General features: G+C 60.3%; 21 protein-coding genes. All 21 read right to left on the reverse strand.

Going from position 1 to position 20,299, the window contains the following annotated elements:
• Window positions 1–27: 27 nt before the first annotated feature.
• A complete protein-coding gene (locus AXE86_RS01465) occupies window positions 28–1,431 on the reverse strand; it encodes a peptidoglycan D,D-transpeptidase FtsI family protein (RefSeq protein ID WP_061943904.1) in 1,404 nt (467 codons plus the stop codon).
• Window positions 1,428–2,699 carry an FtsW/RodA/SpoVE family cell cycle protein gene (locus tag AXE86_RS01470; protein ID WP_061943906.1) on the reverse strand — a complete coding sequence of 424 codons (1,272 nt, stop codon included), beginning with the start codon at window positions 2,697–2,699 and terminating at the stop codon, window positions 1,428–1,430. Before AXE86_RS01470 ends, AXE86_RS01465 begins: the two co-directional genes overlap by 4 nt.
• Complete coding sequence (locus AXE86_RS01475; protein WP_061943909.1) at window positions 2,696–3,409, reverse strand: Stp1/IreP family PP2C-type Ser/Thr phosphatase; 714 nt, start codon at window positions 3,407–3,409, stop codon at window positions 2,696–2,698. The genes AXE86_RS01470 and AXE86_RS01475 overlap by 4 nt, the downstream gene beginning before the upstream one ends.
• 4 nt (window positions 3,410–3,413) lie before the next feature.
• Entirely contained in the window at window positions 3,414–3,854 is a 441-nt protein-coding gene (locus AXE86_RS01480; RefSeq protein WP_061943912.1) for an FHA domain-containing protein, read from the reverse strand.
• Window positions 3,854–4,597, reverse strand: a complete 744-nt coding sequence (locus AXE86_RS01485) for an FhaA domain-containing protein (RefSeq protein ID WP_061943914.1) — start codon at window positions 4,595–4,597, stop codon at window positions 3,854–3,856. The genes AXE86_RS01480 and AXE86_RS01485 overlap by 1 nt, the downstream gene beginning before the upstream one ends.
• A gap of 98 nt (window positions 4,598–4,695) precedes the next feature.
• Window positions 4,696–5,736 (reverse strand): 23S rRNA (adenine(2503)-C(2))-methyltransferase RlmN, encoded by a 1,041-nt coding sequence (gene rlmN / locus AXE86_RS01490; RefSeq protein WP_061943916.1) that lies wholly within the window; start codon window positions 5,734–5,736, stop codon window positions 4,696–4,698.
• Window positions 5,733–7,082: a 16S rRNA (cytosine(967)-C(5))-methyltransferase RsmB gene (rsmB, locus tag AXE86_RS01495; RefSeq protein ID WP_061943918.1), complete on the reverse strand. Its 1,350-nt coding sequence runs from the start codon at window positions 7,080–7,082 to the stop codon at window positions 5,733–5,735. The genes rlmN and rsmB overlap by 4 nt, the downstream gene beginning before the upstream one ends.
• On the reverse strand, window positions 7,083–7,913 hold the full coding sequence (locus AXE86_RS01500) for a DUF116 domain-containing protein (RefSeq protein ID WP_061943919.1): 831 nt from the start codon (window positions 7,911–7,913) through the stop codon (window positions 7,083–7,085).
• Window positions 7,910–8,848: a methionyl-tRNA formyltransferase gene (gene fmt, locus AXE86_RS01505; RefSeq protein WP_198145299.1), complete on the reverse strand. Its 939-nt coding sequence runs from the start codon at window positions 8,846–8,848 to the stop codon at window positions 7,910–7,912. Before fmt ends, AXE86_RS01500 begins: the two co-directional genes overlap by 4 nt.
• A gap of 5 nt (window positions 8,849–8,853) precedes the next feature.
• Window positions 8,854–9,324 carry a peptide deformylase gene (def, locus tag AXE86_RS01510; RefSeq protein ID WP_061943924.1) on the reverse strand — a complete coding sequence of 157 codons (471 nt, stop codon included), beginning with the start codon at window positions 9,322–9,324 and terminating at the stop codon, window positions 8,854–8,856.
• A gap of 8 nt (window positions 9,325–9,332) precedes the next feature.
• Entirely contained in the window at window positions 9,333–10,160 is an 828-nt protein-coding gene (locus tag AXE86_RS01515; RefSeq protein ID WP_061943927.1) for an amidohydrolase family protein, read from the reverse strand.
• A gap of 142 nt (window positions 10,161–10,302) precedes the next feature.
• The gene (locus AXE86_RS01520; RefSeq protein ID WP_061943930.1) at window positions 10,303–11,034 is read right to left on the reverse strand and encodes a 7-carboxy-7-deazaguanine synthase QueE; all 732 of its coding nucleotides are present in this window, start codon (window positions 11,032–11,034) and stop codon (window positions 10,303–10,305) included.
• Between the two features lies 1 nt (window position 11,035).
• Entirely contained in the window at window positions 11,036–11,416 is a 381-nt protein-coding gene (queD, locus tag AXE86_RS01525) for a 6-carboxytetrahydropterin synthase QueD (protein ID WP_061943933.1), read from the reverse strand.
• A gap of 336 nt (window positions 11,417–11,752) precedes the next feature.
• Window positions 11,753–13,027, reverse strand: a complete 1,275-nt coding sequence (locus AXE86_RS01530; protein WP_009442734.1) for a glycosyltransferase family 2 protein — start codon at window positions 13,025–13,027, stop codon at window positions 11,753–11,755.
• A gap of 1 nt (window position 13,028) precedes the next feature.
• On the reverse strand, window positions 13,029–13,742 hold the full coding sequence (gene pssA / locus AXE86_RS01535) for a CDP-diacylglycerol--serine O-phosphatidyltransferase (protein WP_061943935.1): 714 nt from the start codon (window positions 13,740–13,742) through the stop codon (window positions 13,029–13,031).
• On the reverse strand, window positions 13,739–14,371 hold the full coding sequence (locus AXE86_RS01540) for a phosphatidylserine decarboxylase (protein ID WP_009442736.1): 633 nt from the start codon (window positions 14,369–14,371) through the stop codon (window positions 13,739–13,741). Before AXE86_RS01540 ends, pssA begins: the two co-directional genes overlap by 4 nt.
• Window positions 14,372–14,438: 67 nt before the next feature.
• Window positions 14,439–15,164 (reverse strand): WecB/TagA/CpsF family glycosyltransferase, encoded by a 726-nt coding sequence (locus AXE86_RS01545; RefSeq protein WP_061943938.1) that lies wholly within the window; start codon window positions 15,162–15,164, stop codon window positions 14,439–14,441.
• Window positions 15,165–15,239: 75 nt separating this feature from the next.
• Window positions 15,240–17,048, reverse strand: a complete 1,809-nt coding sequence (gene aspS / locus AXE86_RS01550) for an aspartate--tRNA ligase (RefSeq protein WP_061943942.1) — start codon at window positions 17,046–17,048, stop codon at window positions 15,240–15,242.
• Between the two features lies 1 nt (window position 17,049).
• Window positions 17,050–18,315 (reverse strand): histidine--tRNA ligase, encoded by a 1,266-nt coding sequence (gene hisS, locus AXE86_RS01555; protein WP_061943945.1) that lies wholly within the window; start codon window positions 18,313–18,315, stop codon window positions 17,050–17,052.
• Complete coding sequence (gene hemZ, locus AXE86_RS01560; RefSeq protein WP_061943946.1) at window positions 18,315–19,820, reverse strand: coproporphyrinogen dehydrogenase HemZ; 1,506 nt, start codon at window positions 19,818–19,820, stop codon at window positions 18,315–18,317. Before hemZ ends, hisS begins: the two co-directional genes overlap by 1 nt.
• Window positions 19,817–20,299 carry a Fur family transcriptional regulator gene (locus AXE86_RS01565; RefSeq protein ID WP_006691428.1) on the reverse strand — a complete coding sequence of 161 codons (483 nt, stop codon included), beginning with the start codon at window positions 20,297–20,299 and terminating at the stop codon, window positions 19,817–19,819. Before AXE86_RS01565 ends, hemZ begins: the two co-directional genes overlap by 4 nt.

A 20,299-nucleotide genomic window follows, 5' to 3' on the forward strand; every position in this document is an offset into this window, starting at 1 on the left:
TAGGGGGAGGCTCGATGTATGAGGGTGTCAGCCCTCGAAATACGTACGTATGATCTGACGGGCGATACCCGCCGCGGCTCTGCCGCCGAATCCGCCCTCCTCCACGAGGACGGAGAGGACGATCTTGCGTCCGCCGCGCTCTGCCGAGCCGATAAACCATGCGTGATCCGTACCGGTGGCGTTCTCCGCTGTACCGGTCTTGCCCGTCACGCGCACGCCCGCGACATCTGCCGCCGTGCCTGTCCCGGAGGCGACAACCCCCGCCATGTCCCCGTCGATGATGCCCGCACGCTCGGGGGTCGTCGCCGTCCGCCATACCTTCGGGCTGGATGTCTCCAGTGCGATTCCGCCCGTCGTCAGGACGGCATCCACGAGGTAGGGCTGCATGATACGCCCGCCGTTTGCGAACGCATCGGCAACGAGTGCCATCTGCAGCGGCGTGACGAGCAACTGCCCCTGCCCGAAGCCGAGCTGAGCGATCTCCCCATCACTCAGCCCTCGCAGGGAGGGAACGTGTGCCGCCGCCATGGAAACCTCCGGCGCGCGCAGCTCTGCCCCGATCCCGAAGCGGTCAAAGGCATCGCTGAGCCCCTTGTCCCCCATGCGCATAGCTAGGGTCGCAAAGGTGATGTTGCACGATTCGCGCAGGGCATCCGCCAGACGCAGACGCCCGTGTACCTCGCCGTGCGGCTCATGCAGGACATAGTCCCTGCCGATCGCGAGCTCACCCGTGCAGTCGAAGATTTCGTCCGTCGTCGTGACGCCCGTGGCGAGCGCTGCATCGGCGACCAATGTCTTGAAGGTCGAGCCGGGCGGGTAGAGCCCTTGCGCGGCACGATTCACGAGCGGGCTGTCCGCACGCGACGAGAGCGTATCCCATGAGCGCTCGGTCACGGACGGGTCAAAGGACGGCGTACTCACCATCGCTAGGAGGGCGCCCGTCTCCGCATCCATTACGACGACGGCACCACGGTGCTCGCCGAGGGCACGGTACGCGGTCTGTGAGAGCTCCGCATCGACGGTGAGGCGGACATCATAGCCCGCATCGGCGCGGAGCAGGGTGCGTAGCGGCCCCATGCCCGCGACATCGTTCGTCACACCGCTGAGCGGCGTTCCCTCCGTCTGTTCGATGCCCGTCGCCCCATGGCGATCCGTGCGGTAGCCTGTCACAGGGGCGAGCACAGCGCCATAGGGATAGGAGCGGTTTCCTGCAGCATCGCTCTCCGCGAGAACGCGCCCCGTATGATCGAGGATGCGCCCGCGCCGTATATCCTCCTCCATGAGAGCAGAGCGCATATTGAGCGGATGCGCAGCGAGCGACGCGCCGTCCCACACAGAAATCTTGACCAGATAGAGAATCTGGACGGCGATGAGGACGAGGAGGCAGGCTGCCGCCGCTGCGATATGGCGGCGCATTTTTCCATCCGTCATGATGCCGCCTCCTTGCGTGGGGCAGAGAGCGCAGTCAGAATCCCGAGAAAAACAAAACTCGCCGCCATCGAGCTGCCCCCGTAGCTGACAAATGGCAGGGTAATGCCCGTCAGGGGCAGGAGCTTCGTGACGCCCGCCACGATGATGAACGCCTGCAGCAGGAGCGCGACCGCAGCCCCCGCAGCGAGGAGCGTCTCCTCCATCCGCGTCTGCCGCAGCGCGATCTGAATGCCGCGCCAAAAGAGCAGCGCATACGCCATGAGGACAAAAACGGCACCGATCAGCCCAAATTCCTCGGCAATCGCCGAAAAGATAAAATCGGTGTGCACCTCGGGGATGAGCCCGGGATGACCTTCGGAGAGCCCTGTCCCCCAGATGCCGCCGCTGCCGATGGCAAAGAGGGATTGGACGATCTGATACGACATCCCGTTGGGATCTGCCCACGGGTGCATCCAGATATCAAAGCGCACGCGCACGTGCCCAAAGAGCATATAGCTGAGTGCCGCCGCAGCCAGAATGAACACGCCGGCGAGGAACACATACGACTTGCGCCCCGTCCCCATATAGGTCATGACCACCGCCATGCCGAAGAAGAAGAGCGCCGCGCCAAGGTCATGTGCAATAACAAACATCAGCACCGAGAGCCCCCAGAGTGCCACGAGCGGCGCGATAAAGCGCACGGGCGGCAGATGAAGAAAGGCAACGCGGCGCGCCGGCAAGGTCAGCACGGCATGATGATCGGCAAGATACGCCGCGAGGAAGAATACGAGAAGAATTTTCCCAAACTCCGAGGGCTGCACAGAGAATGCTCCAAATGCCAGCCAGTTCTTATTGCCGCCAATGGAGACGCCAAAGAGCAGCGGCAGGAGCAGAACGATGGTCGTTGCTGCACCGAGCACATAGGGGTAGGCGAGCATCCGACGCAGCCGTACCCAAAAGAGGAGCACCAGCATCCACGCGGCGGTGCCGACACATGCCCAGCGCAGCTGGGCGGCAAAGAGATCGGGCTTCAGCCGCGCCACCTCGATGAGCCCCACAGCGAGTAGTGTATAGGCAAGGGCAAGCGGTACCGTGTCCAGATGACGCCGCGCCGCCAAGATGTACCCCGCCGCACCGCAGAGCACGAGGACGCCGAGATCGGGCAGATAGGGCAGATCTCGCTGCCAGTCAAAATGCCACCCCGGCTGTCCCGCCCCATGCTTCAGCAGGAGAACACCGAGCCCGCAGAGGAGAATGCCCAGCGGGGCGAGTCTCGTCTTGAGCATCATGACGGATCACAGGCGATGACAATCGCCGTCACATTGTCCGTTCCGCCCGCATCGAGGGCACGCTCCACCATCTGCCGCGCTGCATCGTCGGGATTCCCGCCGAGCAGCGCACACAGATCCGCATCCTCCACCATATTGGTCAGACCGTCCGTGGCGAGGAGGAAGCGGTCTCCTGCCATGACGGGGAACGTATCTCCATCCACGTGCAGGCGCTCCTCGACCCCGACGGCACGCAGCAGATAGTTCTTGCGCGGATGATGCTGCGCCTCCGCCTCGCTCAGTTCCCCACGGGCAACCAATTCCTCCACGTAGGAGTGGTCGCGCGAAATCCTGCGCAGCGCCCCGGCGCGCAGGAGATAGAGACGGCTGTCACCGACGTGCGCATAGCACGCCGTCTGCGCCTCCTCGTCGATATGGAGCACCGTCGCCGTCGAGCCCATCCCCTCATAGGCGGAGTTCTTGGCGGCAGCATCCAGCACCTGCTGATTGGCGCGCAGGACGGCACTCTTGAGCGCTGCCGTGTCAATGGGCTCTCCGGCATTTGCCATATCATGCACAGCGGCGACGACGATGCGGCTTGCCACCTCGCCTGCCGCGTGTCCGCCGAGCCCATCCGCCACGACGTAGACAGCGGGCGAAAACACGCCGCAGCTGTCCTCGTTCGATGTGCGCACGCGTCCGATGTCCGATGCGCTTGAAACCTCGATCATGTATTTACCTCTCAAACCGCAGCGACACAGCACCGATGCGCAGGACATCACCCGCACGCAGATAGGCGCGCCCGCTGAGCTGACCGTCGTTCAGATACGTGTGATTCCGACTGCCGAGATCCTCTGCAATATACGCGTTCTCGCGCTGATAAATCAGGACATGATGATGCGAGACGAAACTGTCGTCAAGAACGATGTCATTGTCCGGACTGCGCCCGATGGACAGCTCATGCCCCACGGGATAACGCCGCCCCTCCAGCCCCTCGCCGGCAAGCACGACAAGTGCCGCCGCCCCGGCGGTCTGCGCCGGCGTGTGCGGTGCTCGTATATCGGCACGCAGCGCCGTGGACATCTGCCGCCCAAGATGCAGGACGGCATAGGCGAGCCAGAGCAGCGCGCCGTATTCTAGGACAACGCGCAGTGCTTTCAGAACCAGTGCCGGCATCAGCGCACCTCATAGCGGAGCGCCGTCGTCCCGAGGCGGATCTCATCTCCATTCCTCAGGCACTGCATCTCTCTCCGCTCTCCGTTGATAAATGTACCGTTGCGGCTCTGCGCATCGTAGAGAACATGCCGATGCCGCTCGTAGGAAACCCACGCATGCACGCGGGAAATATTGCTGTCCGTCAGGATGAACTCATTGCGCGGCATCCGCCCCATATAGATCTTGCGCTCGCCGAGCGGCATCACAACGCCCTCATCCGCCCCGCTGAGTACCGTGAGCTCTGCGAGCTCATGCTCGGGCGGCAGATCGAGACAACGTCCATCGCGCAGGGATGGCCGCTCAAGCACGATGGTCTGCGCGAGCGTGTCATGTGGAACGGGGTCACTCGACTCCGTTACGTGATCCCGCTGCATCCGCCCCACCAGACGGTATGAGCCCGCGCGCAGGGACGCGTCAACGTCAAACGAAATGCTGAGCCGCCCTTCCATATAGAGATCCTCACGGATGATACAGCGCTTGAGTGCCGTTCCCAGCTCATCCACCACACGGTGGGAGCAGAGCCGCTGATAGTCCTCCGTCCCGAGAGAGATGATATACGCATTGGCAAGAGAGGCGCTGTTCTGACGCTTCGCCTCTTTTTCCAGCCCCTTGATCAGTTCCACGGGTTCCAGATGACTGCTGAACTTGCGGTTAAAAAAACCTTCAATGTGATCCCCCAGAAACGATTCCACGCGATCCATCATCGTGCATCGCTCTCCTTTGGTCGCAAAGCACAGGAAAATCCACATGCTTCATAAGAATATAAAACAACTTCTATATCATAGCATAAATCTTGAAAAAATTATAGTCCTGCGTCCATCAGCCTGCTGCGGAGCTGCCCACATGCCGCCTGAATGTCCGTCCCCATCTCACGGCGCACGGTTGCGGTGATGTGCCGCTCCTCCAAAACATGCTGAAAGCGGCGCACGGTCCCCTTCGACGGGCGAAGAAGGTTTCGCTCGACGACAGGGTTGATTGGGATGAGATTGACGCTTGCCAGCTGTCCGCGCAGGAGGCGTGCGAGCTGCTCTGCCTCGCGCACGCCGTCATTCACATCACGGATGAGGATGTACTCGTAGGTCACACGCCGCTTCGTCCGCGCCGCGTAGAGCTCTGCCGCCCGCAGCACCTCCGCCATGGGGTACATGCGGTTGACAGGCATCAGCGAGGAACGCAGTTCCTCCGTCGGCGCGTGAAGCGAAATGGAGAGCGAGATTGGAAGCCCCTCCTCCGCAAGGCGCAAAATTCCCGGAACAATCCCCGAGGTCGAGAGCGTCATCCCGCGATAGCTGAGCCCGATGGTCTCCTCCGCATGCAAAAGGCGCAGCGCGCCGATTACGTTATCGTAGTTCTCCATCGGCTCGCCCGAGCCCATGACAACAATGGTATCGACGCGCGCGCCCTCCTGCCGCAGGTAATCCGCCATGCCAATCACCTGCGCGGCGATCTCCCCCACGGTCAAATTACGCGCCAGACCGTGCAGCGTCGACGCGCAGAATGCACAGCCCATGCGGCAGCCCGCCTGCGTCGAGACACAGACACTGTTGCCATAGGGATGGCGCATAAGCACCGTCTCCGCCGTCTGCCCATCGGCAAACGCATAGAGCAGCTTGATCGTCGCGCCGTCTGCCGACGTCAGGCGCGCACCGACCTGCGGCCGCTCGATTGAAAAGCGTTCCGCCAGCTGCGCGCGCAGCAGCTTCGGCAGATTGTCCATGACATCAAAAGAGACCGCGCCGCGCTGATACATCCAGCGGATGATCTGATCGGCACGGAAGCGGGGAATCCCCTCCTCGCGGAGGGCATCGGCAAGCTCTGTCTTCGTCCATCCAAAAATATTCATCGGCGTCTCATACGGGCGATAAAGAAGCCGTCCGGCCCGCCCGTCTCCGGCATGATCTGTACCATGCGATCTGCTGTTTTTTGCTCCGGCAAAAATGCCCCCGTCTCCTCGAGGACGAAGTCCTCATGCCCGCGCAGAAACGCCTCTACCACGGCGGCATTCTCGCTGCGCTCCATCGTGCAGGTACTGTAGACGAGGACACCGCCCTGCTTCACTGTCCGCGCCGCACTCGCCAAAATCGCGAGCTGTAGCGGCGGCAGGGTCTTCGCGTCCGACGGGCTTTTGCACCAGCGTGCATCGGGTTTGCGACGCAGGACGCCGAGCCCTGAGCACGGCGCATCCACGAGAACACGGTCAGCACACACACCATAGTGCGCACCAATCTCACGCGCATCGAGGAGCTGCGTCTCGATGATGGAGATGCCGAGCCGCTCCGCGTTGCGCATGATGCGCCCCAGCTTTTCCTCATAGATATCAAACGCTAAAATGCGCCCGCGATTTTCCATCCGCTGGGCGATATGCGTTGTCTTGCCGCCCGGGGCGGCACAGGCATCGATCACCGTCATGCCGGGCTCTGCGCCAAGGATATACGCCACGAGCATCGAGCTCTCGTCCTGCACCTGCGCCAGCCCCTCGCGCAGGGGTGCGAGCGCATCGAGCGCCCCGTGCGTGCGCAGGAGAATGCCCTCGGGAACGCGCAGCGACGCATCGGCGCGAACGCCTGCCGCCGTCAGTCGCTCCATGAGGGCAGTGCGGCTCGTGCGCAGGGTATTCGTCCGCAGCGTGAGCGGTGCACTCTCATTGTCGCAGCGGCACAGCGTCTCCGTACGTTCACTGCCATAGTCGCGCAGCCACCGCTTCACCATCCACACGGGATGCTGCATCCGGAGGGCAAGCGAGCGCGCATCGCGACCCTTCGGCAGAGCCGCGCGCTGCGGCTTGCGCAGCGCTGTCCGCAGGACGCCGTTGACAAAGGACGCCGCGCCCTTTCCGCCGTGTTTTTTTGCGAGCTCCACCGCTGTGTGACAAACGGCGGACGACGGAATTTTATCCATAAAGAAGATCTGGTAAAAGCCAAGGCGCAGAAGCTCGCGTATGGGCGGCTGCGCCTTTTTGAGATCGGCGACATAGCGGCGAATCATATAATCGAGCGTCTCGCCCGCCTTGACCGTGCCATAGACCAGCTCTGTCAGAAAACGGCGGTCGCGCTCCGTCATCTGTGCGATGCGCAGTTCCTCTGCCAGCGCCACATTAGCATAGGCCCCCTCACTGTGAATACGCAGGAGCACCTGCATGGCTTGCTCGCGTATGCGGTCGATTTTATTCGCATCGTACGGCTTTGGCATCTATACGTCCTTTTTCTTCGATTCGATGATTTCTTCCAGTTGACGGCGCACCTCCGCCATATCCACGCTCGTATTGTAGCAGGGACCGTTCGGGCGGATGTTGAGCACCCCGACGGCGGGAAGCGGAAAGACATCCTGGATGCCGCTCATCAGATCACGCTCACACGCAATCGCAAGCACCGCCTTCGGCCGCGTGTTGTAGACGACCTGCCGCGCCAGTGTCCCGCCTGTCGCGACAAAGAAATGGAACCCCATCTCCTCAGAGAGCGTGACGAGATCGCCAATGTTACAGCCGCCGCAGCGCTTGCAGTTGTTCGGGTCGCGCGTCACCTTGTGCGGGCAGCTCGCGAGCTGCAGGCAGTGCGGTGTTACGACGAGCAGGCGGTTGGCGGGCACGCGGATGTGCATGCGGTGAAAGAGCAGATTGCTGACCGCGATAAACGAGCCCTCCAGCCGACGACGCTTGACGCCAAAGAGCGCTCCAAGGCGTACGGCAGCAGGAAAGAGCAGATTGATCAGCTCATAAGTCTGTCGCTTCATCCACGGGAGGTACGGCAGCCCCGCGACGGCAAGCACCATGTTGAAGATGCCGAAAAAGGACAGGAGTACCGCGCCCGTCAGCAGAGCACCGATCGCCCACGGCAGAAGCGGCTGAATGCGCTCGAGCCCCGGCACGCCGATGTACCAAAGGCCAAAGAGAAGTACGGCAGCAAGCAATGTCACGAGCAGGAGCATCCCGATGAAGAGACGCTTCTTTGGCCGTGAGGGCAGGCGAATCGTCTTCTTCTCCCCCGCCTTGTCGCCGTTGACCGTCAATGTCTCCGTACTCATGATGTAAAACGTGCTCCTGTGGTCAGTGCAAAGCCGTTCAAAAAGTCGGATGCCGCCATCATCCGTTTCCCGGGTGCCTGAATTTCCGTCACCTGCACGATCTCATCGCCCGCTGCGACGCGCAGGCCTGCCCGCCGATCTGCCGTGAGAATGGTGCCATGCGGCGCATCGGTCCGCTCCCCTGTGAGGGACAGCATACCGATCTTATACAATGCGTCACCCAGATGTGTCTCCGCATAGGGCACAGGGTTCAGCCCGCGCACGAGAGCATCGAGCTCCCGTGCCGTGCGTGACCAGTCGATCTGCGCCGTCTCACGCGTAATGCGTGCAGCATAGGTGCTCTCCCCCGTCTGCGGCGTGCGGATAAGCGTCCCTGCCGCAAGCTGTTCCAGCGTCTCCACGAGGACTGCCGCCCCTGTCTCCATCAGGGCATCGTGAAGGGTTCCATACGTCGTATCCGCATGGATGGGAACCTCGCGCTGCAGAAGCATATCCCCCGTGTCGAGTCCTGCGTCCATCTGCATGGTCGTAATCCCCGTCACGGCAGCACCGTCCATCACCGCGTGCTGAATCGGTGCAGCACCGCGGTACAGCGGCAGCAGGGATGCGTGCACATTGATGCAGCCATGCACGGGGATATCCAGAATCTCCTGCGTCAGGATCTGCCCAAATGCCGCCACCACCGCCACGTCGGGACGGAGGACGCGCAGCTCTGCGGCAAAGGCCGCATCGCGTGCGCGCGCAGGCTGAAGAACGGGAATATCACGCGCGAGTGCCCACGCCTTAACCGGAGAGGGGCTGAGTTTCTTCCCGCGCCCGCGCGGGCGATCCGGCTGCGTGACGACAGCGGCGATATCCGTGAGATCGCGCCGCTCTGCCATCGCCGCAAGAATTCCCACGGAAAAATCCGGCGTCCCCATAAAGACGGTACGCATCGGCGTCATGCCTCTTCCTCCTCCTTGCGCAGGCGCACGGCAATATCGATGAAGAGCCGCCCCTCAAGATGATCGCACTCATGCTGAATACAGCGTGCCAAGAGTCCCTCTGCCGTCAATGTGCGGCGACGGCTGCGGCGGTCGGTATACTCCACCGTCACGCGCTCCGCGCGCTCCACATCGCCGTAGACCTTTGGCACAGAGAGACACCCCTCCGATTCCGTCACGCTGCCCTCGCGCATGGTGATGACAGGATTGACGAGCTCCAAGAGTCCGTGCTCATCCTGCACATCGATGACAACGATGCGCAGAGACTTCCCCACCTGCGGCGCAGCAAGGCCCACGCCGTCAGCGGCGTACATCGTTTCCGCCATATCGTCGAGCAGCTGCCGATGCCGCTTTGTAAGCCGTTCAATCGGCTCCGCCGTCTGTTTCAGGACGGGATCGCCCGCCTTCTTGATGTCAAGTATCGCCATAGTATTCCTCATGTCAGGCGCAGATGATAGATCCGCACCGCATTCTCATAAAATACCGCATCCCAATGCTCCTCGGGAATGAGGAGCTTCGTGAATGCAACATAGTCGCCGAAGTTCGCCAGCGGCCAATCTGTGCCGAACATCAGCCGATCGTACGCGTTCAGATACGCGAGCCAGCCGCGCAGCTGCTCGATGTAGAAATGCTTCCGCGCACAGAAGCGGTCAAAATCCGCAATCTTTCCCTCGAGCATCCCCGAGAGATCGGCGGTAACATTCGGGTTTTTCTCCATCACTGCAATGGCATCGATGAAATACGGCTCACCCAGATGGCACATGACGAAATTCACCTGACGGAACTTCGTCGCCGCCTCATCCATGACATTCGGATGCGCATACTTCAGCAGTGCCTTCTCCGTCGCTGTCAGTCCCGTATGTACGGCGACGGGCTTTCCATACCGTGCCGCGAGTTCGTAGACGGGGGCAAGCATATCGTCATAGAGATAGAAATAATTGTAGCCGGGATAGAGCTTGATGCCGACGCAGCGCTCACTGCGAAGATGCTGCTCGAGTGCAGGAAGGAGCCTATCAATGCGCGCGGCACTCATCTCCGTCTGCCCGCCGTCGCCCACGATCCCGACGCAGTAGTGAAAGAGATCGGGATAGTTCGGCGCGAGCTCCTCCACAGGGAGATTGCCCATGATAACACCGTGGACAATCCCCGCCGCACGGCAGTCGCGCCGCAGAGCCGTCTCCGTGTTCTCGTGCCCCGCCGCGCGTGCGACGGTATCAAAATACTCCCCTCTGCCATAGTGCAGATGGGCGTCAATAATCTTCATCGTCTGTTGTTCTTCCTCAGAGGAATCACTGATACGTTCAGCGATCCCTTAATTCCTGTGATCGTTTTGTTTTAGTTTACCATATCCGTCAATAGTTTTTTCGAGGGGAATCATACGCCAAGGGTTTTATCCGTGCTCTCCCCTAAAGCATATCCATCATCCGATGGGTCTGCGGGATCACACGCACATGCGCAAGGCGCCGCAGAGCGTTCCCCTGCCATGCGAGCAGCTGCTCAGGCGAGGGCTTCGTCCATCCGCCGTAGGGCGTCACGGGCTGCAGAATCAGCATCGTCTCCGGGGCGATATCCGCCACGAGGCGAATGGCGGTATCGACTTCGCCGTCAGGGCTCTCCGCCGCGACGACAATCTTGACCCACGTATCCTTCGCCTTTGCGATCTCCAGAAAGCGCACATGCGCATCCCAGACGGGATGTGTCGTCGCAGAGGGCAGCTTGATGTCCATGCTGATGCCCGCCACGCAGTCAATGCACTTCTTCAGCTCCTCATGGAGCGTTCCGTTCGTCTCCAAATAAATCGGCAGATGCACATGCGGCGCCAGTGCGCGGATGAACGCTGCGTGCAGCAGCGGCTCTCCGCCTGTAATGCTCAGTGCCTGATGCGGTATCCCCGCCGCCGCGATCTCCACCAGCTCCGCCGCACGCTGCGGCGAGATGGGATTCGGGTAAGGGACAAGATGATACGTCCCCGCCCCCTCCTCCACGACACAGTCGGGGTGCATCCCAACCGCGCTGTCCGTATCGCAGTAACTGCAGTGAAGATTGCAGCCCTCAAGGCGCATGAAAACTTGCCGGCAGCCGACGTATTTCCCCTCGCCCTGAACCGTCGAGAAAATCTCGATGATGTTCTCATCCATGTCAGTCCCTCTCGTACGTAACAGATGATTTTGGCGTCTCCCAGACGGTCAATGCAGCGAGATGCGCCGCCGTCGCCGTAACCTCAGGACGCACAGCAAGACGCTCAAAAATGATTCGCGCCAGATTCTCCGCCGTTGGATTCACCTCACCGTCAAACGGCGGAAGCTCATTGATATAACGGTGGTCAAATGCATCCAACACCGCCATCAATGCTGCTTTCGCGGTCTTGAAATCGATCAACATGCCGAGATCGTCGAGCTCTGTCCCGCGAAAGGCTGCCTCAACGACCCAGTTGTGTCCATGCAGACGGTCACATTTCCCGGGATATCTGACAACACGGTGTGCTGCTTCAAATGCGCCCTCAACGCGCAGTGTATACATTCTATTCTCCTTCGTTTGTCAAAAGGGGCTGTTGTACGAAGCAAAACCTCGTACAACGCCCCTTCTTTGTGCCCCTTCCACCGCTTGCGCGGTCCCCCTTCCCCGTGATAACGGGGAAGGCTTTAGGAAATAATGGCATAACAGCTTCCCCCGCTGCTGACCTGTCGAAAAAGCAAGCCCCAAGGGGCGCAGCTTATTCGGAAACAGGTCGCATGGGAAAACGTCCCAAGAACACAAGCGTCAGCGATGTGTGATTGGTTGACGTTGACCGCTAGCGGGGGAAGTGGCGAGCGCAGCGAGCCGATAGGGGGACGTGCGAACCCCTTCTCGATGCCATTATTTCACATCGCTCATCACTTCATCCATGCTCATGGCACGTGTATGCTTCGTATGGCTCCACTCATGCTCATTGCGGTGAATGAATCCAAGGAAAATGATCGGAATCCACGAGTAGATGAACACGGGATAAAGGAGCAGATAGAACCATGCCTTCAGCTTGGCACGCACCTTGATAAGGATAATCATGGGCAGGAGATACTGTCCGATCATGATCGCTGTCATCAGCTGTGACGGCAGAAATTTATAAATGCTTGTGTAGAAGGGTGGAAACGCCAGCTGTACATAACTGATGATGATGAAGAACGTCGAGATCATGAGAAAATGCGGCTGCAGGAGATAGATGCAGCCATCCCAGATGCGTATGTCGCGGCGTTTCCATCCCTCGCGGATCATGGTCGGGATGAAGCGGTGCGCCACGTCAAACTGTCCCTGTGCCCAGCGTCTGCGCTGGTTCCACGCCTGCTTGAACGTGAGCGGCTTCTCATCGTAGACCACGGCGTCATGCGCCCACGTCGTCTTGATGCCCTCGGCAAGCAGCTTCATCGTGAACTCCATGTCCTCGGTAAGGCAGGTCGCGCGCCAGCCGTGCCGCTTCAGCACGTCCGTCGTAATGCACATGCCCGTACCGCCGAGGCACGCCGAGAGACCGATGTTCGTCTTTGCGAGATGCGAGATATGGTCGATGACCCAGAACGCGATGGCAAATGTCCCCGCCACCCATGTGTCGTATGGATTCTTCGCATCCAGATAGCCCTGAATGACCTTGTCGCCCTTGAGGAGGCGGTTGTTCATCTCCTTGAGGAAATTCGGGTGCACGAGGTTGTCCGCGTCGAAGATGGCGACGGCATCGTACTCCTTGTCCATCGCAAAGAGCTGCTCAAACATCCACTCAAGGGCAAACCCCTTGCTCTTCTTCGTTGGATGCGTGCGCGTGCAGACAATGGCGCCCGCCTTCTCCGCGATCTCCCCCGTATTGTCCGTACAGTTGTCCGCAATGACATAGATGTCGTACAGTTCCTTGGGATAGTCGAGCCGCTGCAGATTTTCGATGAGCTGCCCGATGACCGCCGCCTCATTGTGCGCGGCGACGACGACAGCAAACGTCTTCTCCGGTGTCAGGATTTTTTTCTCCCCATGCCGCCACAGACAGCAGAAACCGATGAAGAAAAAATACAGCGTGAAGAGCAGAAGGAGGATCTGCATTGGCACCATAATGATGTCAAAGACATGTGCCGGCAGATAAGGCGAGAGTGCATGAAAGATCTCTGTCATATCAGCTTTCCCTCGTCCGCATCGTCAGCGCAGTCACATGGTTGACGATGCCAAAGAGCGCATACGCCGCAAAAATCGCCGTAAAGACAGCGGGCAGAACAGCCGTCCGTCCGACATAGAGGATGCCGGCGAACACGATGAGTGCGACGAGCTTCGATACAAAGTAAATCCGTTCTCCGTCCCCCTTAAAGTCCGGATAATGGACGTGACTGACCATCAGATAGCCCGTCACGGCGACCGCGGCGGGATAAAGGAGCCCATAGCCGGCAGGGTTGATGCCGAGCGAGAGAAAGAGCCACGCCGACATGGCGACGAGATTCCCGCCCGCCGGAATGGCGAGCCCCATAAAGTAGCCATGCACCACATTGGCGTTCACATTGAAGCGCGTAAGACGCCACATCCCGCAGAGTGCAAAACAGATCGCCGCCGCTGCACCGACGAGCCCGTAGGAGAAGAGAGCCAGTTTCCACGCGAGCAGCGCGGGGGCGATGCCGAATGAGCCGAGGTCGCAGAGGGAGTCCATCTCCTTGCCGAACTCACTGGAGACGCCGAGCGCACGCGCCACGCGTCCGTCCATGCCGTCCGCGACCAGCGCGAGCAGAATGAAGATCGCCGCCCAGTCAAGATGGCCTTCTGCCGTTGACAGGATGGAACACATACCAAAGAACAGATTCATCGCCGTACACAGATTCGGCAGAAATCGTCTGTAATTCATTCGCCTTCAAGCCTCCCCAGGACAGTCCTGCCGCCCTGCACTTTTTCGCCCTCCCGCACGAGGATCTGCGCCCGCTCAGGCATCACGATCTCAAGGCAGGAGCCGAAGCGGATCATGCCGTAGATGTCTCCTTGCTTCATGCGGTCGTCGAGCGTCACCCACGAGACGATGCGCCGCGCGAGGATGCCCGCGATCTGCTTTACCGTGATGCGCAGATCACCACGGTCAATGCCGATCAGATGGTGTTCATTTTCAAAGCCGACCTCGTCCTTGTAGGCGGGACGAAAACGACCGCAGTAGTATTTCTGCAGCTTGATTTCCCCATTGATCGGACTGCGGTTGACGTGCACGTTAAAGACCGACATGAAGATGACGATCTTGTTGCACGGCTCTCCAACGAAATCATCCACGCCCACAGAGGAGATCTCCGTCACCGTGCCGTCGGCAGGCGACAGAATATGATGTTCGTTTGCGGCGATCGTACGTGTCGGGCTGCGGAAGAAATAGGCAAAATAGCACGCCAGCACGACGAACGGAAGCGCGGCATACGGATGCGCAAAGTATCCAAAAATAACCGCCAAAACGAGTGCGGCGCCAATAAACTTATAGCCTTCACTGACAATGACCACGCAGACGCGCCTCCTTTTTCTCTCACATTATAATGGAAAGCCTATTCTTTGTCCACAGATACGGCTCTTATTTTCGCGATGCGTGCACTTTCAGGACGAATTTCGGCAGCGCCAGCAACCGACCTGCACGTTTCGGCTGCATCAGCCCGCGGAAGAGCCATTCCAGTTTTGCCTTCTGCATCCAGTGCGGTGCGCGCTTCATCACGCCCGCCATGACGTCGAGCGTCCCGCCGACGCCGATGGCGACGGGAACATCAAGCTCTGCGAGATGCGCGGCGATCCACTTCTCCTGCTTCGGCACACCGAGCGCGACGAGCAGGAGGTCAGGGCGTGCTGCGCGAATCTCCGCAATGATCGCCGCATTGTCCGCAGGGGAAAAGAACCCGTTGCGCACCCCCACGATCTCGATGCCGGGATAAAGCTGCTCCGCCTTTGCCTTTGCCTTCTCCGCAACGCCGGGCGCAGAGCCGAAGAAGTAGACGCTGTGCCCCTCGGCAGGGGCACAGCGCAGCAACTCCTGCGCCAGATCGTAGCCCGCGACGCGCTCGGGCATCGCGTGCCCGAGGTGACGTGCCGCCCAGACCGTCCCTGCCCCATCGGGCACAACGAGTGCCGACGCATTCAGGATACGGCGCAGCTCCTCATCATGCGTCGCACGCATCAGCATCTCGGCATTCGCCGTCGCAACCATAACGCCCGCACGCGTGTCCATGGCACGGCGCACGACATCGACAGCCTCCGCCATCGTGACGGCATCGACATCGACCCCCAGGATATTCACCCGCTCTGCCAAGCGCAATTCCTCCTTCTGTCTCGCGAAAAGAGAGCGTCCGCATGGGACGCCCTCGAAATGCTTCGTCGTACCGTTTTACCGTGCAGCTTCGTCTGCCTTCTTCTTCGGCGCAGCCGTGCGGATATAGAGCTCACGCAGCTGCTTCTCATCGACGGTGGCGGGTGCTTCGCTCATCACATCCGATGCGCTCTGTGTCTTCGGGAACGCAATCACGTCACGGATGGAGCGGCGCTTTGCCATCAGCATCACGAGACGATCGAGGCCGAAGGCGAGTCCGCCGTGCGGCGGCGTGCCGTACTCGAAGGCATTCATCATAAAGCCGAAGCGTGCGCGTGCCTCCTCCGGCGTGAAGCCAAGTGCCTCAAAGACTTGTTCCTGCAGATCACTGCTGTAGATACGCAGACTGCCGCCGCCGATCTCGACGCCGTTCAGCACCATGTCATAGGCATTTGCCTTGACGCGGCCGGGGTCGGACTTCAGGAACGGCACGTCCTCATCACGCGGCGCGGTGAACGGATGGTGCATCGCCTTGTAGCGCTTCTCCTCCGCACTGTACTCGAACATTGGGAAGTCCACAACCCAGAGGAAACGCAGCGCATCGGGATCGATCAATCCACGGCGACGGCCCATCTCAAGGCGCAGCTCGCCGAGTGCCTGTGCCACAACGAGCGGCTGGTCGGCGACGACGAGGAGCAGATCCCCCGTCTTTGCCCCGACGGCATTCTTGATCGTCTCAAAGGTCTCATCGGAGTAGAACTTCTTGAAGGGCGACTTTACCCCCTCCTCCGTGTACTGAATCCACGCTAGTCCCTTTGCACCGTAGCCCTGCACATAGGAGACGAGGCCGTCCAGCTCACGGCGCGGAATATTCGCATAGCCCTCGACGTTGATGACCTTCACGCGGCCGCCTGCCTCCATGACGGCGTTGAATACCTTGAAGTCCGAGCCGCCGACATAGTCCGTAATGTCCTGCAGCTCCATGCCGAAGCGCAGATCGGGCTTGTCCGAGCCGAAGCGATCCATTGCCTCATCCCACGACATGCGCTGGAAGGGCGTCTCGATCTTCGCGCCGATGCTCTTTTCAAACAGCTCTTTGACCATCCCCTCCATGAGCGTGAGGATGCTGTCCTGATCCATAAAGGACATCTCGATATCGAGCTGCGTGAACTCAGGCTGACGATCGGCGCGCAGATCCTCATCGCGGAAGCAGCGCACGATCTGGAAGTACTTCTCAAAGCCCGAGACCATGAGCAGCTGCTTGAAGATCTGCGGGGACTGCGGCAGCGCATAGAACTCGCCCGGATTGAGACGGCTCGGCACGAGGAAGTCGCGTGCCCCCTCGGGCGTGCTCTTGCAAAGCATCGGCGTCTCGATCTCAAGGAACCCGTTACGGTCAAAGAAATCGCGCATGATCTTCGTCACGCGATGACGCAGGATCATATTCGCCTGCATTTCGGGGCGGCGCAGATCGAGGTAGCGATAGCGCAAACGAATCATCTCGTCCACATCGACGCCATCCTGAATATAGAACGGCGGCGTCTTTGCCTTGTTGAGAATCCGCAGCTCGCTGACGACGATCTCGATCGCCCCTGTCGCCATGTTCGGATTGACCGTCTCCGCACTGCGTGCGCGCACCGTGCCGCGCACGCAGAGAACGAACTCCGAGCGCAGCGTCTCCGCCTCGTGGAACGTCCCCTCTGCCATTGCCGCCTCATCGAAGACGATCTGCACAAATCCCGAGCGGTCACGCATATCGACAAAGATCAGCCCGCCGTGGTCACGGCGGCGCGATACCCAGCCGCACAGCGTTACTTCTTCACCCACCTGCTCCTTGCGCAGTATGCCGCAGCCATGTGTCCGTTTCATTCCCTGCATCGTTTCCATCTCAGACCTTCACCTCAGAAATCATCTTTTCTACCAAATCGTCAAGCGCACAGGTCTCCTGCGCACTCTCCGCCATATCGCGCACGACCGCCGTATGCGCTGCCAGCTCATCCTCACCGAGGATGACGGCATAGCGCGCACCGGATCGATTCGCCTGCTTCATCTGCGCCTTCATGCTGCGCCCCGCGTAGTCCATGAGGGCACGCACACCGCCGTGACGCAGCTCATGCAGCAGGGGGAATGCCGCCTTTGCCGCCGCATCACCGCGCGCGATGAGGAATACATCCGCGGCAGGCGGCTGCACCGGCAGGAGATTCTGCTGCTCCAGTGCGAGCAGGACGCGCTCCAATCCGGCCGCAAAACCGACGGCGGGGGTGGGATTCCCTCCGAGCTCCTCGACCAGTCCGTCATAGCGTCCGCCCCCCGCCACGGCACTCTGTGCACCGAGCGGCGGATAGGCAATCTCGAACGCCGTCCGCGTGTAGTAGTCGAGTCCCCGCACAAGGCGCGGGTCGAGCTCATAGGAAACGCCTGCCGCCGTCAAATGCTGCTGCACCTGCTCAAAATGCTCGGTGCACGCAGGGCACAGGCAGTCTGTAATTGCGGGAGCCCCCGTCATAAACGGCTGCTCCGCATCCCGCTTGCAGTCGAGGATCCGCAGCGGGCTGCGTGTATAGCGATCCTTGCAGTCATCACAGAGCGTGGGCAGATACTCCTTAAAGTACGCCTGCAGACGCTCCCGATAGACAGGGCGGCAGGCGGGACAGCCGACGGAGTTCAGCTTCAGCGTCAGCCCCGTCAAACCAAGTACCGTCAGAAAATCATACGCGAGGAGGATGACCTCGGCATCCAGCGCGGGGCTCTCCTCGCCGAGTGCCTCCACGCCGAACTGATGAAACTCACGCATCCGCCCTGCCTGCGGGCGGTCATAGCGAAACATCGATCCGATGTAGAAGAGCTTCTGCAGACCGCCATCCGCATAGAGTTTGTTTTGCAGATAGGCGCGTACGGCAGACGCCGTGTTCTCGGGACGCAGCGTCAGACTGCGGTCGCCGCGGTCGGAGAAGGTATACATCTCCTTGTCCACGACATCCGTGCCGTCGCCGATCCCACGCTGAAAGAGCTCCGTGTGCTCGAACATCGGCGTGCGGATTTCACCGTAGCCATAGCGGGCACAGAGATCGCGGATCACATGCTCGACATGTGTCCACGCACCGACCGCGTCAGGCAGTATATCCTTCGTGCCGCGCGGCGCATTCGTCAGCATCAGTGCTGTTCCTCCTCGTATTCCGCGCGCAGGAGCGCACGGCGCTTTTCAATATAGACGTCAATGTCGCGCAGATAGGTCACAAGATCCTTTGCATGAAAAGCAGAGTGCAGGCGTCCGCTGCGCACGCCGATCACCTTTGTCGCGGCAGCGCCGCCGATGCCGATGATCGTCTGCCGCTCCTCCATGATGCGGATGTTGTAGATGCTCTCCGCACCGGGGCGGGCATAGCCGACGTTCTCCAGATCGCCGCTCATATAACCCTGCCGATAGAGATAGTAGGGATGGTAGCCCGCCGCACGGACGGCAGCCGTCGCCGCCGCACTCATGCGCATCGTCTCCGCATCAGACGGCAGAGCGACATGCTCCGTCTCCATCATAAGGCGCAGCCGCGAGCCGCGCTTCAGTGCAAGTGCGTGGAGGGTGATGTCGTCCGGGCGGAGGGCTGTCACCGCCGCCATCGTCGCACGGACATCCTCTGCCGTTTCGCCCGGCAGACCGAGGATCACGTCCATATTGATGTGCACGTCCATCGACGCACGGATGTCCTGCACCATGCGCACAATATCGGACGGCGTATGATGCCGTCCGATGCGCTCGAGCGTCCGCTCCTGCATCGACTGCGGATTGACACTGACGCGCGTCACCCGATATGCCTTCATCGCTGTGATCTTCGCCGCGCTCATGCTGTCGGGACGTCCTGCCTCCACTGTGAACTCACGGACAGAAGATCTATAGAAAGCATTATATACCATTTTGAGCATTTCGGCAAAAAAAACATCGGGCAGGCTCGTCGGCGTCCCTCCCCCGATGTAGATGCACCCGACGGTCAGCCCCAATGTGCGCACATCCTCTGCAGCAGCGGCAAGATCGCGCGCGAGCACATCCATAAATGCACGCAGCGTATTCTCCCCCGGCAGGAGATGCGAGGGAAAGGAACAGTAGAGGCAGCGCGAGAGACAGAACGGAATGCCGACGTAGATGCCCACCGTCCGCGCGTCCTCATGCGCGAGAAACGGAAGCTGACGCACGGCAACCTCCGTCATGAGACGTGCCTTCTCCGCACTGCAGAAATAATCCTCCTGCAATCGCTGCACGGCAGCGTCGGGCGTCATGCCGCCCCGCAGCCAGCGGTGCACGATCTTCGTTGGGCGCACCCCATGCAGGATGCCCCACGGGGCAGGCGGCAGGGCAAAGCGGACACGGAAAAACTCGTAGAGATTCCGCTTGATCGTGCGGTGCACCGCTGCACGCGGCAGTTCATCCGTGCGCCCCCCAGAGGAGAACGAAAGGCACTCACAGCGCCCATCCAGCGCATAGAGCCAGACCTCCGTCATAACAGAAGGCGGCTCACTGCCCGACGGCCGGTTCACCACCGACAGCTGGGCGTAATCCGCCTCTCCTGCTGTTCCGACGATCTCCACCTTGAAGAGGTTCAGTACCTCATGCACAACCTTGACGATGACCTCGCTGGGATGATTGATGGTGAGCGATCGTATTTTCACGCTTTTTTCTGCTTCTCCCGGCACTTCTTGCAGATGCCGAAGAACTTCGCCTGATGATTCTCCACCAAGAAGCCCGTCTTTTCGAGAATATCCTGTTCCAGATGATCGAGCATATCCTCCTCGAACTCCGAGATCTCCTTGCACTCCGTGCAGATGAGATGATGATGGAAGTGCTGGTTCGGGTCGATCGGATTCAGCTCGTAGGAATACGACCCCTTGTTGCGCTTGTCGAACTCCTTGCCGAACTCGATCTTCTGCAGAATGCCGAGCGAGACCAGAATCTCCAGACTGCGATAGACCGTCGCGAGTCCGATCTCCGACTCCGTCCCGCGCAGAATGTCATAAATCTTCTCCGCGCTCAGATGCTCGCTCGGATGATCCAAAATGACCTGCAGCACAATCTGCCGCTGCGGCGTCATCTTGCGCTGTGTCGCCTGCAGACGCTTCTTCAGATCTTCCATGGTATATGTCTCTGCCAT

Origin of the sequence: Selenomonas sp. oral taxon 136 (assembly GCF_001554015.1) — a bacterium.
GTDB classification, from domain to species: Bacteria; Bacillota; Negativicutes; order Selenomonadales; family Selenomonadaceae; genus Centipeda; species Centipeda felix.

Coding starts and splice junctions, on each gene's coding strand:
- AXE86_RS01515 (WP_061943927.1), bottom strand. CDS start 10,160: ATGAAGATTATTGACGCCCATCTGCACTATGGCAGAGGGGAGTATTTT.
- AXE86_RS01520 (WP_061943930.1), bottom strand. CDS start 11,034: ATGGATGAGAACATCATCGAGATTTTCTCGACGGTTCAGGGCGAGGGG.
- AXE86_RS01530 (WP_009442734.1), bottom strand. CDS start 13,027: ATGACAGAGATCTTTCATGCACTCTCGCCTTATCTGCCGGCACATGTC.
- AXE86_RS01500 (WP_061943919.1), bottom strand. CDS start 7,913: ATGAGTACGGAGACATTGACGGTCAACGGCGACAAGGCGGGGGAGAAG.
- AXE86_RS01485 (WP_061943914.1), bottom strand. CDS start 4,597: ATGATGGATCGCGTGGAATCGTTTCTGGGGGATCACATTGAAGGTTTT.
- AXE86_RS01480 (WP_061943912.1), bottom strand. CDS start 3,854: ATGCCGGCACTGGTTCTGAAAGCACTGCGCGTTGTCCTAGAATACGGC.
- queD (WP_061943933.1), bottom strand. CDS start 11,416: ATGTATACACTGCGCGTTGAGGGCGCATTTGAAGCAGCACACCGTGTT.
- AXE86_RS01565 (WP_006691428.1), bottom strand. CDS start 20,299: ATGGCAGAGACATATACCATGGAAGATCTGAAGAAGCGTCTGCAGGCG.
- AXE86_RS01475 (WP_061943909.1), bottom strand. CDS start 3,409: ATGATCGAGGTTTCAAGCGCATCGGACATCGGACGCGTGCGCACATCG.
- rlmN (WP_061943916.1), bottom strand. CDS start 5,736: ATGAATATTTTTGGATGGACGAAGACAGAGCTTGCCGATGCCCTCCGC.
- AXE86_RS01465 (WP_061943904.1), bottom strand. CDS start 1,431: ATGACGGATGGAAAAATGCGCCGCCATATCGCAGCGGCGGCAGCCTGC.
- rsmB (WP_061943918.1), bottom strand. CDS start 7,082: ATGCCAAAGCCGTACGATGCGAATAAAATCGACCGCATACGCGAGCAA.
- fmt (WP_198145299.1), bottom strand. CDS start 8,848: ATGCGTACCGTCTTTATGGGGACGCCGGATTTTTCCGTGGGAATTCTT.
- AXE86_RS01470 (WP_061943906.1), bottom strand. CDS start 2,699: ATGATGCTCAAGACGAGACTCGCCCCGCTGGGCATTCTCCTCTGCGGG.
- pssA (WP_061943935.1), bottom strand. CDS start 13,742: ATGAATTACAGACGATTTCTGCCGAATCTGTGTACGGCGATGAATCTG.
- def (WP_061943924.1), bottom strand. CDS start 9,324: ATGGCGATACTTGACATCAAGAAGGCGGGCGATCCCGTCCTGAAACAG.
- aspS (WP_061943942.1), bottom strand. CDS start 17,048: ATGGAAACGATGCAGGGAATGAAACGGACACATGGCTGCGGCATACTG.
- hisS (WP_061943945.1), bottom strand. CDS start 18,315: ATGCTGACGAATGCGCCGCGCGGCACGAAGGATATACTGCCTGACGCG.